The organism is Vibrio sp. Vb339 (assembly GCF_902751245.1).
Taxonomy (GTDB): domain Bacteria; phylum Pseudomonadota; class Gammaproteobacteria; order Enterobacterales; family Vibrionaceae; genus Vibrio; species Vibrio coralliirubri.
This window is the reverse complement of the sequence record NZ_CADDIS010000001.1, coordinates 840,680-854,337: the sequence shown is the minus strand read 5'-3', so window position 1 is coordinate 854,337 and position 13,658 is coordinate 840,680. Positions and strand designations below refer to the sequence as shown.

Annotated in this window: 13 protein-coding genes and 1 pseudogene; 8 read left to right on the top strand and 6 right to left on the bottom strand. The window is 43.2% G+C overall.

Going from position 1 to position 13,658, the window contains the following annotated elements; translation table 11 throughout:
• Positions 1 to 36 precede the first annotated feature (36 nt).
• Positions 37 to 135, bottom strand: a pseudogene (locus HRQ85_RS03800) (DUF3187 family protein); the annotation flags it as partial.
• Positions 136 to 483: 348 nt separating this feature from the next.
• Between HRQ85_RS03800 and HRQ85_RS03795 the strand changes: the two are divergent.
• Positions 484 to 1,278 (top strand): response regulator transcription factor, encoded by a 795-nt coding sequence (locus HRQ85_RS03795; RefSeq protein WP_048609708.1) that lies wholly within the window; start codon positions 484 to 486, stop codon positions 1,276 to 1,278.
• A gap of 87 nt (positions 1,279 to 1,365) precedes the next feature.
• Here HRQ85_RS03795 and HRQ85_RS03790 read toward each other — a convergent pair whose 3' ends face one another.
• Together HRQ85_RS03790 and HRQ85_RS03785 are read right to left on the bottom strand one after the other, a co-directional pair.
• Positions 1,366 to 2,199, bottom strand: a complete 834-nt coding sequence (locus tag HRQ85_RS03790; protein ID WP_172378747.1) for a regulatory protein RecX — start codon at positions 2,197 to 2,199, stop codon at positions 1,366 to 1,368.
• 191 nt (positions 2,200 to 2,390) lie between these two features.
• Entirely contained in the window at positions 2,391 to 3,995 is a 1,605-nt protein-coding gene (locus HRQ85_RS03785) for a mechanosensitive ion channel family protein (RefSeq protein ID WP_061038039.1), read from the bottom strand.
• A 252-nt stretch (positions 3,996 to 4,247) separates the two neighbouring features.
• Between HRQ85_RS03785 and HRQ85_RS03780 the strand changes: the two genes are divergently transcribed.
• Positions 4,248 to 4,496 (top strand): hypothetical protein, encoded by a 249-nt coding sequence (locus tag HRQ85_RS03780; protein ID WP_017062732.1) that lies wholly within the window; start codon positions 4,248 to 4,250, stop codon positions 4,494 to 4,496.
• Positions 4,497 to 5,035: 539 nt separating this feature from the next.
• Here HRQ85_RS03780 and HRQ85_RS03775 read toward each other — a convergent pair.
• Entirely contained in the window at positions 5,036 to 5,260 is a 225-nt protein-coding gene (locus HRQ85_RS03775) for a hypothetical protein (RefSeq protein ID WP_253918826.1), read from the bottom strand.
• A gap of 159 nt (positions 5,261 to 5,419) precedes the next feature.
• Between HRQ85_RS03775 and HRQ85_RS03770 the strand changes: the two genes are divergently transcribed.
• The 3 genes from HRQ85_RS03770 (at position 5,420) to HRQ85_RS03760 (ending at position 8,903) form a co-directional block, all read left to right on the top strand.
• The gene (locus HRQ85_RS03770) at positions 5,420 to 7,483 is read left to right on the top strand and encodes a protein-disulfide reductase DsbD family protein (RefSeq protein WP_172379337.1); all 2,064 of its coding nucleotides are present in this window, start codon (positions 5,420 to 5,422) and stop codon (positions 7,481 to 7,483) included.
• A gap of 3 nt (positions 7,484 to 7,486) precedes the next feature.
• Complete coding sequence (locus tag HRQ85_RS03765; RefSeq protein WP_172378746.1) at positions 7,487 to 8,056, top strand: protein disulfide oxidoreductase; 570 nt, start codon at positions 7,487 to 7,489, stop codon at positions 8,054 to 8,056.
• A gap of 127 nt (positions 8,057 to 8,183) precedes the next feature.
• Positions 8,184 to 8,903, top strand: coding sequence for a DsbA family protein (locus HRQ85_RS03760; protein WP_048610734.1), 720 nt, complete (start codon positions 8,184 to 8,186; stop codon positions 8,901 to 8,903).
• A gap of 315 nt (positions 8,904 to 9,218) precedes the next feature.
• On the opposite strand, the gene HRQ85_RS03755 is transcribed toward HRQ85_RS03760, so the two are convergent.
• On the bottom strand, positions 9,219 to 10,235 hold the full coding sequence (locus tag HRQ85_RS03755) for a succinylglutamate desuccinylase/aspartoacylase family protein (RefSeq protein ID WP_050647845.1): 1,017 nt from the start codon (positions 10,233 to 10,235) through the stop codon (positions 9,219 to 9,221).
• Between the two features lie 377 nt (positions 10,236 to 10,612).
• On the opposite strand from HRQ85_RS03755, the gene HRQ85_RS03750 reads away from it, so the two are divergent.
• From HRQ85_RS03750 to HRQ85_RS03740, 3 genes are all read left to right on the top strand, one after another.
• The gene (locus HRQ85_RS03750) at positions 10,613 to 11,566 is read left to right on the top strand and encodes a porin (RefSeq protein ID WP_172378745.1); all 954 of its coding nucleotides are present in this window, start codon (positions 10,613 to 10,615) and stop codon (positions 11,564 to 11,566) included.
• 153 nt (positions 11,567 to 11,719) lie between these two features.
• Complete coding sequence (locus HRQ85_RS03745; RefSeq protein WP_172378744.1) at positions 11,720 to 12,610, top strand: DMT family transporter; 891 nt, start codon at positions 11,720 to 11,722, stop codon at positions 12,608 to 12,610.
• A gap of 68 nt (positions 12,611 to 12,678) precedes the next feature.
• On the top strand, positions 12,679 to 13,296 hold the full coding sequence (locus tag HRQ85_RS03740; protein WP_172378743.1) for a glutaredoxin: 618 nt from the start codon (positions 12,679 to 12,681) through the stop codon (positions 13,294 to 13,296).
• A 153-nt stretch (positions 13,297 to 13,449) separates the two neighbouring features.
• Here the strand turns inward: HRQ85_RS03740 and HRQ85_RS26375 are convergent, their stop codons facing one another.
• Positions 13,450 to 13,584 carry a hypothetical protein gene (locus tag HRQ85_RS26375; RefSeq protein WP_010431176.1) on the bottom strand — a complete coding sequence of 45 codons (135 nt, stop codon included), beginning with the start codon at positions 13,582 to 13,584 and terminating at the stop codon, positions 13,450 to 13,452.
• Positions 13,585 to 13,658: the final 74 nt, after the last annotated feature.

Below are 13,658 nucleotides of genomic sequence, written 5' to 3'. Positions count from 1 at the left end.
TGAATTTCATGAAATAAGAATATATTAATGTGTCGTTTATATTGAAAAAAGTAATCCGAGTGTAAAACCTATATCGGTGCTGTTATCCATATTACGGATGTTCTCAATCATCAGCGCTTCGACTGCGAGTTTGTGTTGAAGTACATTTGAATGAATGGGTGACTGAGCGTACACAAACATTGGAGAATTATTTGCGCGTGTAGTCGGATGAAAAAAGCTCAACATCGAGACTGAAATAGACAGTAACGTCCTTAAACTTATCACAGTGTTTACTCGGTTATAGAAATGCCCGATTTTATTAAAAAACACCGTTCAATTAATGCAGTAGATGTACTGCTTATCACCCCTCCAGATAGAACCAAGAGTTATAAAAAACTTTAGATTAGAACCTATGATATATATAAGAATCTTATCTTGCACTGAGCGACTCGAACGAATATCTTCTGTGCATTGATGAAATGAATGTATCTATAAAGGAAAAATGTGTCTGCTTTAAAGCTAAGTTTTGAACAACTGTTAATGAAACAATCGACATCTCTCATTAATAGCGATCCAAAAAACTTTCAAACAACTTGGTCAGAAGCAAGCTTTGATGTACTCGATTGGTTTGGGATTGATCGTTTGACACTCTACCCTAATTCAATGGTCTTACTTGAAGAAGGAAAAACGTGTTCAGTTTCCAAAGCACACATTCCTCCTGTTAATATAAAAAGCTTAGTCGGCGGTAACTACCTTGATTACCTCAAGCTTTTAAAAACCAATGAAACCTACCTCGCTTTTACCAGCAACGAACTCGTTTCAAGCAAAAACTATGTGTTAAAGAAACTCTATAAAGAAGGGGGAAGATGGCACTGCATCATTCCTTTGCAGCTCTTTAACCAACGCTGGGGTGCATTGTCTTTTACTAACTTTCACGGCAACGATACTACCTTCAATCTCGAAGACATCCAGCGCTTAAAATTAGTCTGTGAACTTTGGCTCTGTTATTGGCAACATTCAACGTTAGCCAGAACACTAAAGCAAAACGAGAACTTACTAGAAGATGACAGTGAGAAGCTATTGTTGCTCACCAAAAAACAAACCAAAGTTCTGGCGCTGATTGCTCAAGGGTTTAGTGCAAAAGAGTGTGCTGATAAGCTTCACTTAAGCTCACGAACCATCGAGTCGCACAAATACCGCATGTTAGGTTTGCTGAATCTAAACAGCCACAATGACCTTATTCAGTTCGCCTTACGCAATGGTTTGGGGATTGCAGAGAACATACACACGACACGTTAGGACAAGTTGTTCGATGCCCTTCTGCTGTTTATATCTTAACGTTCGATGTTTCTTGAGCTCAACTTTTCTTAAATTCAATTACGCGCGCTACTCATTACCTTCACTCAGAGCAAATTTGATCTCGTCTGAAGAGAACCCCTTTCGACTTAGCATCGCGTAAGCCTTGGAGCGTTCTTTATGATCGTTTAGGTCATAAGACTTCTTCTGCAACTGTTCTAAACAAGAAAAATAGAAATCTAGCTGCTCTTCATTAATCAATCGGTCGATGAGCGATGACAGCTCACTGGTGTCGATTTGTCGTTGTCTAAGTTCTTGCTGAATGGCGGTCAGGCCCTTGCCTTTACGAGCGTACTTGAGCACCTCTTTTTCCAAATCGGCTTTCTCGGCCTTAAGTTGAATATTACTTTTCAGTTGATGTGCTTGTGGGTGCTGGTCAATCGCTACCTTAACTTGTTGATAGCTAAAGCCACGCTTTTGCAGTGTCGCAACCAGCTTTTCACGGCTCATGGTAAAGCTTGAGTAGTAATGGTTGATTCGGTCTATCAAGATGGTTTGTTCATCAATAGACTTTTCGAACGACACTTTATGGATTGCATCAGAAATCACTGAATCGCTCAGGCCCTTCTTCTTCAGTTTTTCGACAATGTATCGAGAACCGAATTCACCAGAAAAAGCTTGTTCCACGAATTGTTCTGCAAACACTTGGTCAGACTTGAGATACCCGAAGCCTTTCAATGTCCCTAAAGTTTCATCGATCCATTCTTGATTGTCGGTTTTCACTTTGAGCTTCGCAATCAACTCGCTTTCCGTCATGTCTCTCTGAGTTAAATGCCACATCGCAGAGTTCATAACGCTTTCAATTCGCGTCGCTTTTCTTACCGTTGTATTTCTACTATTCGTTTTTTTCTGTGAATCATCCATTCGCTTTCAAGTGTCCAAACTAAACCTGCCCCATCATAACTCAATTCTAAGGCGGTTGAGTGACATAAAAGAATGAAGCTAAACATAAGCGGCAGCCAATAAAAATGGACGCTTGTTCAGCGTCCATTTGATATCACATTAAGAATGTCGACTCTAAGCTGCGCTTAGCTTTGTCGTAATAGCTTTTTCGTTTAGTTCTCTTCGTGATTGTAAATATGTACATCTCGTTGAGGGAATGGAATCGTGATACCTTCTTCATCGAAGCGTTTCTTCACGGTTTCCGTTACATCCCAGTACACATCCCAATAGTCATCAGTCTTAACCCAAGGTCGTACTACGAAATCAACAGAAGACGTATTTAAGGTATGAAGCTTGATCATATGCTCTGGTTTTTTCAACACTAGAGGGTGTGCAAGAATGATGTCGTTCAATACCGCTTTCGCTTTATCGATATCATCTGAATAACCAATACCGAAAACCATATCAACACGTCTTACACGTTCTGCCGTGATGTTGTTGATCACGTCACCCCAAATCTTGTTGTTTGGGATCACCAAGCGTTGGTTATCAATGGTTTGAACAGTCGTCGATACTAAGCTCATGTCTTTTACCGTGCCTTGCACGCCTGCCACTTTAACCATGTCACCGACGTCATAAGGACGGTAGATCAAGATCATCAAACCCGATGCAAAGTTAGATAGTGTGTCTTGCAATGCGAAACCAATGATGACACCGGCTACACCGAAACCAGTAAGAAGAGGGGCTAGCTCTATCCCTATTTGAGACAGTGCGATAAGCAAACCAATAAACACGACCGCTTTAGATGCGATGGATACAAAGAAGTCCTGCATCAAAACACTGAAGTCCATTTTAGAGTGCGAGACACTCTTACGAACGGTCTTACGAGCCACGTTAGCAATAAGGCGAGTTACATACAAAATACCGAGAAACAGAGCGAGTTTAACGATAAAAGAAGGGGTATTTTCAAAAGCCCATGAACTGAACGAACGAAGCCAACCATCGAACAGTTCCAGTGCAACATCAACATCCAACACATCGGCGTTAATGTCACCTGTCGTCGCTAGCAAAACACGTTTGTATGAAGTCACATCCACGCCAAACGGCTCCATTAGCGTGATGGTTTCTTCTAAGCTCGCGACCATAACGCTAGTGCGCTCGCTGAAACGCTCAAGCTCCTTTTTAATGGTCGCTTTCTCTTCTTCATTCACAAAAGACAAACGCGCTTCTAGATCTTGTCGCTGTGTGTCTGTGTAAAGAATCGCATTTGTCAGGTATTTAGAACGAGCAATTAACGCCGTTTTAAGTTCACCTTCAGGAACAGCAACATCAACACCACGCTCTTTCGACCAATTTAAGGTCTTAGCGAGCTGCTGATAATAGACATCCATCATTCCGATTCGTTTTTGAATACGCAACTCAAGGCGTTTTTTAGCGTCACCCTCAGCGGAACGGTTTTCTTTACTCATTGAAACGATTTTAGTTTCATTCAACGACAGCAATTTTTGTAGCAGTTCAACCTGCTGAGCAAGAGTGACATCCAGCCCCTCTTTTTTATCTGACGATAGCTGTGAAAAAATCTCTTCGCGTAGGCCCTGGTTCTTACGCCTTAAGATATCTTCAAGAAAGGGTTTTTCAGCATCATGCGCCGTTTCTAATGTTGCTAGATCGAGCATTAACTGATCTTGTACTTCTGCGATTTTCTCAACGCTCTGCGCATAACTTCCAAATGCGACAAACGCCAACATTAACAATAGACAACGCCAAACCTTCATCATATTAATTCCTATTACTGTCTAAATTGACCCTATAAATAGTAGTAAAAAGAATATGGATAACAAGCATTTAAACGTATGTTATGTTAAAAATTCGCAAATTATCAGCCTGCTTCTAATATTTGAGAGTTCCAATCCCCTCTTATGACCTGTAGAGTACGCATCCAACAAAGAACAACAGCCAATATCTTCATTCGAGCACATGCACTAAAGCGCCCTAAATACGATGTTGGCTCACAGCAAGAGAGCATAAAAATGAACAACGAACTTGATATTATTGAGTCTCTAGAAGAACTAGAGCAATTCCTAATTTCAGTGGAAGCTGGCGGTTTAGGCCTTGAAGGCGTTGAAGGTGTAGGCATGGCAACCAATAATTCAGATGGTCGTCACTTCGTTGCTGTATTCAACAGCAGCCACAAAGTTCTGCTTGCTCGCTGGATCACCAAAGAAGTGTTTGATAACGGTAAAGACTTGGTACGTAACGGCCCTCGCCGCACTCACTAAGCCTTTCCAATAGCACCAATGATTAAAGCCCAACACGTTCAACGACGATCTGTTGGGCTTTTTTTATATCGCCTGTCCCATCCTGATAATGAATAAACCACGCGATACAAAATAAATTAGCGATAACTTTCAGTTGTTGTGAACTTTAGCTACAGCTCAATGTCGTATTCGCGTGAATTGGTGTTTATGCATCGTTTATCGTGTATCTGCCGTTTCCCGCGTTTATACATAGTTTCACTTTAACCATTTTATGACTTGTGGCGCGAAGAGAACTTATCTAAGCTAGCCACAATTCAACGAGCTCGCTTTAACGACTAACAAATTTGATTACTGACTAATTTGCTGAACACATCGCTACTTTTCTTATCCACACAGAACCGCCGACAAAAGCATTCGCTTTGGGCGCTCTTCCTTACCGGACTGGTTATCGTAACTTGTCTGGCGAGCACTCTGGCCGTAAAGAAAGTATCGTTATCTGCATCCGCTAATGGTCAATCAGTCCTAGTTGACGCGCAAACTCATACTGAAACCAGTAATCCTCAAACCGACATCGCTTCTTCAGAAAAAATGGCCACTCTATACGCCAGTGTTTTCGGCTTAGAAGCGTCAAAAATGCTAATGTCCCCCAATTCAAGTTCATGCAGCCTGAGTTCGAAAATGCTGACCTTTGCCGCCCCAAAAACCGGCTGGCTGATCCCATTCGTACTTATTATTGCTGTTGCATTTAACTTACCTCCCCACATATCGAGATTATCTAGAGACAATCATCGCTCTACTCGACCGACAAAACACAGATTGCATCTAAAGCACTGTATATTTAGAGAGTAAATAACCGGGCTACTACACCCTTTTATTTATTTTTTGGAGATACATTTGTGTACAACACACTACTAACTAAGTTTGTCGATTCATTGGCATTCTCTATGCGTACATGCGCGAAAACCTTAGTCACTGCCCTTTTGGTTATGACGTCATTTACCGCCTTGGCACAGACAACAGGCTGGCTTAGTGTGCCTGAGCATCCGCCTGTGAAGATGCGAATGATGTCGACGGGTGAACAGTCGGATGACGGCTCTAAGATCCAAACCGTGCTCGATGTCGTGCTCGACGGCGACTGGAAAACCTATTGGCGCAGCCCAGGCGAAGGTGGTATTCCGCCAAGCTGGGACTGGTCTGGTTCAACAAACATTGAGTCAGTAGAGTGGCACTGGCCGATACCTAAGTACTACGAGCAGCTTGACGTCATGACGTTAGGCTACAAAAAGCATGTCAGCTTTCCTGTCACGTTAACCCTGAAAGACAACACGAAGCCTGCAATATTCAGGGCGTCGTTTACCTTTCCGTCGTGTACCAATATCTGTGTGTTAACCGATTACGATATCGAACTGCCGATTGACCCACAAACCTTAGCGCTCGATGAAGAAGCGATGTTCTTGTTCAACCAAGGCATGAGCCAATCTCCAAGAGAAGCTAATCGCACTTCGGTCAATGGTCTATTTTGGGACAAGAGCAAGCAGCAACTGGTTACTCAGCTGACGAGTAAAGATGGCTGGGATAAGCCGATGGTGTTGATTGACGGGCAAGAAGTGAATGATGACTTCTTCTCTCAACCAAGCGTCCACATCACAGACAATACAATGACGGCCGTATTTGATGTGAGCAACTGGATAGGTGAAGTCGACTTAACGGATCGCACCGTTAGTGTCACCGTTTCAGACACTAATTTTGCCGAAGAGATGACGGCTCAAGTTGGCTCAGAACCGATCGCTTACCAAACAAGCAACAACGGCTTTCTAGCAATGATTGGCTTTGCTTTAATTGGTGGTTTGATCCTCAACATCATGCCATGTGTGTTACCAGTATTAGGAATGAAATTAAACAGCATCATTCAAAACCAAGGTGCATCTAATCGTCATATTCGACTCTCATTCTTAGCTTCTGCTTCAGGTGTCATTACATCATTTGCGCTGTTAGCCCTAGGTATGACCGCTCTAAAAATGGGTGGTAATGCGATTGGTTGGGGAATCCAATTCCAAAATGTTTGGTTCATCGGATTCATGCTGATCATCACTTTGCTGTTCTCAATTAACTTGCTTGGGTTATTCGAATTCAGACTACCATCAGGTTTAAACACTTGGATGGCAACCAAAGGCGATGACTCACATTCAGGCCACTTTGTTCAAGGTATGTTTGCGACGCTACTAGCAACGCCGTGTAGCGCGCCATTCCTAGGAACCGCTGTCGCGTATGCACTTGGAGCAAGCTATCAAGAGTTATGGGCTATCTTCATCGCGCTTGGTATCGGTATGAGTGCGCCTTGGTTGATCTTTGCACTATTCCCAAGCCTAACCAAATTGCTTCCAAAGCCTGGGGCGTGGATGTTCAAAGTTAAGCTGGTATTTGGCTTAATGATGTTCATTACCAGCCTTTGGCTAACAAGCCTTCTGAGTCCATTCATTGGTAAATTCCCAACTATCCTGCTGTCGCTATTTATCGTGATTTCGGTGCTGGTTTGGATTGGTATGAAACTGGGTCGCAAGGTACTGATTCCTATCATGGCAACCACAACCTTGGTGTTTGGTGCTGCATTGATCGTCGGTAGTGTCACCGCTGATAACTGGGCGACTCCGATTGTTGACGATCTCGCTTGGCAAAAGCTGGATGCGAAGCAAATCCCTCAGTTAGTTGATGAAGGCAAAACGGTGTTTGTTGATGTGACTGCTGATTGGTGTATCACCTGTAAAGCCAACAAGATCGGCGTCATCCTTCAAGACCCTGTCTACAGCCACCTACAGCAAGAAGACATTGTTTTGATGAAAGGTGATTGGACAACACCAAGTGAAAGTGTCACTCAATACTTACAAAGTAATGGGCGATTTGGTGTGCCATTTAATATCGTCTATGGTCCGAGCTATAAAAGCGGTATTCCACTGCCTGTCATTCTCAACAGTGACACTGTCGTTCAAGCCATCGATGCTGCGAGATAACTGATGAAGACTCCCAACAATGAAGAGAAATCTAGCACGACTGAAGACAACGCTGTAAAGGGTGAGGCCAAAAAGCCAAGTCGTCTTAAGAAGTGGGGAAAGGAACTGGTTTCAATGATATTGATCGTTGGCGTGGTTTCATTTGCCATGGACTTTTATCACAGCAGAAGCATGCCTCAAGGCGACGCGATTCCTATTGTGGGTCAGTCGCTCCAAGGCGAAGGTATTGATGTTATTGAGCTAAGCAAAAATGGTAAGCCAGTCATTGTCTATTTTTGGGCGACTTGGTGTGGTGCCTGCAAATTTGTAAGCCCAACCGTCAATAGCTTCAGCGATTCCCATCAGGTGGTTTCGGTCGCTCTATCGTCTGGTCCAGACGAACGTGTCCAGCGCTACTTGGATGCAAAAGAGTATGACTTCCCTGTTATCAATGATCTTTCTGGATCAATCAGCAGAAGTTGGGGCGTTAATGTCACTCCAAGCATCGTCATCATCAAAGACGGAAAGATTAGCAGTATCGCAACAGGCGTTACTTCTCCTATAGGGCTGTGGTTAAGAACCTACTTTGCCTAACTCGCTCACAAAGAAAAACAGAGCAAAGCTAAGTGAATAAACCGACTCAGCCAGTTTAACAAACAATATTAATGTGAGCGCAACCCAATAAGCGCTCACGATTATCACGAATTAGAGAAAAGACAATATGAAAAAGCATCTGATAAGCACACTGATTTTAGGCTCACTAATGAGTACTAATGCCTTCGCAGAATTAAACAAAGAACAAACTCAACAACTTGAAGAAATTAATCAATTCCTGAAGGAAAACCCATCGACGATCTCTGGATTGCATACCAGTTTAGAGCAGTACGTAGCAGGTCAAGAGCAAGCGAAGAAAGCCCAAGCGGAAAGCCATGATTGGTTATACAACAATGACGCTCATCCGATCCTTGGCAATCCAGATGGCAAATCGGTCATCGTTAATTTTACCGACTACAACTGTCCTTTCTGTAAGCGCTTAGAAAAAGGGTTAACTCAACTGACCTCTGAAAATAGCGACATTAAGGTCATCAATGTCTACCTATCATTTAAGCAGCAACAGGTTTCGGGTCTAAACACCAACGCAGCGCTATACGCGATGAAAGTATGGAAAGATAATCCAGAAGCGTTCCCAGAAGTAGACCGACTATTAATGGCGAAAAGCGGTAGCCACACAAAATCGTCACTGCAAGCTGTAGCCAAGAAGACAGGAACAGAAGCACAACTAGACACCACCACAGAACAAAGCAACACGCTAATGACCAACCACCAAACCTTTAGCGCATTGGGTTTAACTGGCACACCAACATTAATGATGAACGGGCAGGTCTTACCGGGATACGTGCCTTACGACCGATTAAAAGAGATCGTGGATGACGCTTTTTAATCGAGTGTAGATAGAGATAAAGATTCGAAAGAGAAGTAATAAAAAGCCGACTCGCGTAACTCGCAGTCGGCTTTTTGATGAGGTTAAGATAATGTTTTCAATATTATTTTTGAAATAGAAAAGCAGTCGAAGTGTCACTATCTTGCAATGGATTCTTAATCTAGCCTCGCTACTCTAAAAGCAGTTCTCTCGATGAGTCCAAGACGTGCTTACTCTAGACAACTGTCCTTTGGCCGAGCCTAGCTCGGTCTTTTTTTTACGTGTTTTAGATAGCAACACAGTGCATTAACACGGAAACGTCCAACCGACTGAGCCTTAACTTAGCAAGCGACAAACAAGCGCACCCGGCTCCCTTAACGCATCCACGTTATAGCTAAGGACACGTCCAGCAGACGGCGCGTGATAACGGCGACACTCATTACCAAAAGCGTCATATTGAATGGCCAATAAATCATCTTGTTCTACGCTCTGTAGAAGCTCAACCTGCGGCAATACAAAGCCACCAATATCAGCGCGGATAGAAACCACATCATTACCCTCTATCCAATCCATGCTCGGCAGTTGCATGTTCTCGGGATGATTTATTTCAATCTCGAACATTTCATAATAAGACAGCATGTTAAAAACACCGTCTACCGCTCGTTGAATCATGTCAGGCTGAGTAAATTTCCCCATCCCAACTTCCACCGTGATGCTCGGAATTCCACTTCGATTCCAAACTGTTTCTAAAATACCTGGGTCGCCAGGGTCATTCAGAACACAATCGGGCTGCATCAGCCTCGCCATCTCCAAACATTGTTCTATACGGTAATCAGCAAACACATAAAGTGGGTAGACTGCACCACGAGTCTGAGTGTGGAGATCAACGGCGAAGGTGGCATTATGCTTAAGCAAACGCTCCCACAAAGACGCAACAAAGCGCTCCGCTGCCAAGCCATTAGCATCACCCGGAAAGAGTCGATTAAGATTAGCAGGACAAGAGCCCGGATCCGAAGAGATGAAATCACGGCTATGGTTCAGCAAGCCAGACAAATTCACAGTAGGCACAATCGTTACCGTACCTTTGAGCGTTTTACCGACTAAGTCCCTGATAATTTGCTGTGCAGCCAACACTCCGTTTAGCTCATCACCGTGAATACCGGCGGTGATCATCAACTTAGGACCTTCTTGACTGCCTTTGAAAACAGAAACCGGCATGTTCTTAGGTTGCCCTAGCCCATCACTGGTGACTTGAAACCAAAACTGGTGCTCTCCAACGGGTAGGTCTTCAACATTCAAGGAGCCAATAACCTGCCTACCTTGTAAAACATCGCCTAAGTACTCTGTTTTCATCCAACGTCTCCATCTTGTTGAGCAGAATCTATTCTCTTCTAAGTTTTTGCATCATAGAGGATATCCTAACCAGTACAAGCAGTTAATCAGATTAACAAGCCCTCAAGCGCTACCAAAATTCATCACCATCGACATCCGTAAATCCAAGGTAAAACTTGTCAATGTGACCTTTGAAATACACGCAACTTGTATATCTATTCATAGAACACTTAATCGCATGAAATAAAAATGCAATAAAATCAACACTTAAAAAAGTTCCCCATTCACGAAAATGTAATTTTATGGAAATGAAAGCTTAATTTATCTGCTCTAAATTAGCTTCATATCGAAACGGAGAGCACATTGCTCACGGATTTTAAAATACAAGGTAAGTGATTATGAAAAAGGCAGTTCTAGCTTCTGCAGTGGTAGCGGCACTAGTTTCAGGTTCATCTCTAGCAGCAACAGTTTACAGCTCTGATGGTACTGAGCTTAAGATTGGTGGTCGTGCTGAAGCTCGCTTCAACATCTCTGACAATAATGAAAGTGCATCTGATAGCACTTTCAAAGATAAGTCACGAGCTCGTCTAAATATATCTGGTAAAACTCAAGTTTCTGATGAGCTATACGGTTTCGGTAAGTATGAAGCTGAATTTACTGGAGATACGGCAGTTGGTGTAAATGGCGAAAAAACAGATTCACTTACTAACCGTTATTTCTACGCTGGTCTTGGTACAAACTTTGGTGAGTTCTCTTACGGTAAGCAAGATTCTGCACAGGTAATGTTAACTGACATTACAGATACAATGGCTACATTTGGTGCAGATGCTGCTGATGCCGTTGATGGCAACAAAGATAAGCGTGAGAATAACTTCCTTTACTCTGGTGAGTTTGACGCGTTGACAGTACAAGCTAACTACATTGCCGCAAACGAAAAAGATGCAGATAGTTTTGGCCTCGCTGCTATGTACAACCTAGGCGCTTTTGACCTTGGTGCAGGTTATGTTTCTCAAAAGAATGGTAACTTCGATGACGATCAAATCAACCTTGTAGCTCAGTTCTCTATGGATGCGTTTACTGTTGGTGGCCTATACACTATGGCTTCAGTTGAAGATGACGATTACACAGGCTACGAGCTTTCAGCCATCTTCAAAGCAACTAAACAGCTATCATTAATTGGCGTATACAACTACGGTGAGTTAGATAAAGCAGATGAAGAAAAAGCAAACAACTTTGCTATCGAAGCTGTGTATAAATTCAACGGCCACATCCGTACATACGCAGGCTACAAATTTGAACAACTAGACGACCTAGATGACCAACTACAAGCTGGTATTCGCTACGACTTCTAATCTAAATCGACTTTAGATACAGACTAAAAGGTTGGGCAATAGCTCAACCTTTTTCATATTCAAATATTCTGACTAACTTCATCAATGCTTTTTCTGGTTAAGTGGTGCTAAATCCGTATCATAGGTGGACCACATCAAATAATTAGAAGCATCATGTCACAACACCATCCGATCCAAGGCGCTAGCTGGATGCTAACCGCAGGCCTAGCCTTTGCCGTTATTAACAGCCTAACTCAAATTGCTAGCATTCATTTCGGACTTACTTCTACCACCGTCGCCGTTATTCAATACGCCATCGCGTTGTTCGCTATTCTTCCTTATCTGAAAACGCTGGGCATTCGCCGTGCGCTAAAAACCGATAACCTCAAATTGCACATATTCCGTGTCTTCTTATCGGTTATTGGTATTCAACTTTGGATATGGGCACTGGCTTACCCAGTACCTATTTGGCAAGGCATTGCCCTTCTCATGACGTCGCCATTGTTCGCAACCATAGGCTCAGGGCTTTTCTTAAAAGAAAAAGTTGGGGCTGCTCGCTGGGGCGCGACCTTAGCAGGCTTCGTGGGTGCGATGGTGATTCTAGAGCCGTGGGCTGCAGATTTTAACTGGGCAACGTTATTACCAGTCGGTGCCGCTTTCTTCTGGGCATGCTACTCACTCATGGTGAAAAAGCTATCTTCGCAAGACAGCCCTTCAACCATGGTGGTGTACCTGCTGCTATTAATCACACCATTTAACATCCTGCTTGCCGCGCCAGACTGGCAGACGCCAAGCGGCGGTACAATTTGGGCTATCTTGATTGTTATCGGGGTTATGACGGCACTCGCTCAATGGGCGATTGTAAAAGCCTACTCGGTCGCTGATGCTTCGTTTGTGCAACCATTTGACCACGCCAAATTGCCGCTAAATGTTTTAGCCGGTTGGATTGTGTTTAGTTGGGTTCCACCGGGTCGTTTATGGCTAGGTGCTGCTATTATTATTGCGTCAGTTGCATTTATAACGCACTGGGAAACCAAAAAACCTTCAAAAGTGAAGAAAGTTTAAGGTTGGTGAAATAAATAGTTCGACTGTCCGTTCTATATGGATAAGAGAATTCAAACGAGGCCGTAACCATGAAGAAACCAGTCAAGATTACACTATACCGTTGGGCAGGCAGCTGGGGTCCATTTAAAGTTAATATCCCATGTGGGGAATGTACCCTTACCAAAGACATTCTGAAGGATACTTTTGAGAATGAATTGGCCGATGTCGATGTCGAATTGGAAGTGAAAGATTGGTTGTCTCACTGGTGGGAGCCGCTAAAACTAGGCTCTTGGCATGCTCCAATCCTTGTTGTTGAAGGCAAGGTTGTCAGCCAAGGTGAAGCGCTGAATCGCGGAGTCTTGGTTCAATCTGTGATTAAAGAGTGGACCAAACGAGACAGCCTAAAAGGCAACATCGTTTATGGTAAGGCGACCTGCCCATTCTGCGTCAAGGCGAAGAAAGTGCTGGATGAAGCGGGTGTCGAATACCAATACCACGATGTCGTAAAAGACAGCGCCGCTTTGTACCGTATGATTCCAGAGGTAAAAGCACACATTGGTGAGAAAACACCGGTCACCGTCCCGCAGATCTGGCTTGATGGTAAATACATCGGTGGTGCCGACAACTTAGAAGCGTGGATGAAAGAGAATGGCTTAGATAGCATCCCTAATAATGTGGTCGACTTATCCAATCAATCTGCTGGCTGAATTCATTAAAAGCCATTAGTCAGAAGCTTAATTAGTGTTTTTTGTGTCCATCCACAACAAAACAAAGCGATAACGTTCACCAATCGCTAAAACGAAAAAGGCCTTAAACTTCATCGAGTTTAAGGCCTTTTAAAATTCCGTTTTTAAAAATGCTTATTTAGCCATTTTCTTCATCATTCGCTTAAAGAACGATGGTTTCTTTGGCTTTGAAGTGCCGTACAATGCTTCGTGCATCATATTTTTTGCTGCCATTTGACCAAGGTATGCGTGGCCTAGTTCGTAATTCATGCTTATCTCCGCACATAATCAACTTTCTTTAGCGCGGATTTTACACTTAAAACGCCCAAAAACAAGATCTAAAT

Excerpts from the sequence above, each read along its gene's own strand:
- HRQ85_RS03790 (WP_172378747.1), bottom strand. The coding sequence starts at position 2,199 with ATGGATGATTCACAGAAAAAAACGAATAGTAGAAATACAACGGTAAGA.
- HRQ85_RS03785 (WP_061038039.1), bottom strand. The coding sequence starts at position 3,995 with ATGATGAAGGTTTGGCGTTGTCTATTGTTAATGTTGGCGTTTGTCGCA.
- HRQ85_RS03780 (WP_017062732.1), top strand. The coding sequence starts at position 4,248 with ATGAACAACGAACTTGATATTATTGAGTCTCTAGAAGAACTAGAGCAA.
- HRQ85_RS03770 (WP_172379337.1), top strand. The coding sequence starts at position 5,420 with ATGCGTACATGCGCGAAAACCTTAGTCACTGCCCTTTTGGTTATGACG.
- HRQ85_RS03765 (WP_172378746.1), top strand. The coding sequence starts at position 7,487 with ATGAAGACTCCCAACAATGAAGAGAAATCTAGCACGACTGAAGACAAC.
- HRQ85_RS03760 (WP_048610734.1), top strand. The coding sequence starts at position 8,184 with ATGAAAAAGCATCTGATAAGCACACTGATTTTAGGCTCACTAATGAGT.
- HRQ85_RS03755 (WP_050647845.1), bottom strand. The coding sequence starts at position 10,235 with ATGAAAACAGAGTACTTAGGCGATGTTTTACAAGGTAGGCAGGTTATT.
- HRQ85_RS03750 (WP_172378745.1), top strand. The coding sequence starts at position 10,613 with ATGAAAAAGGCAGTTCTAGCTTCTGCAGTGGTAGCGGCACTAGTTTCA.
- HRQ85_RS03745 (WP_172378744.1), top strand. The coding sequence starts at position 11,720 with ATGTCACAACACCATCCGATCCAAGGCGCTAGCTGGATGCTAACCGCA.
- HRQ85_RS03740 (WP_172378743.1), top strand. The coding sequence starts at position 12,679 with ATGAAGAAACCAGTCAAGATTACACTATACCGTTGGGCAGGCAGCTGG.
- HRQ85_RS26375 (WP_010431176.1), bottom strand. The coding sequence starts at position 13,584 with ATGAATTACGAACTAGGCCACGCATACCTTGGTCAAATGGCAGCAAAA.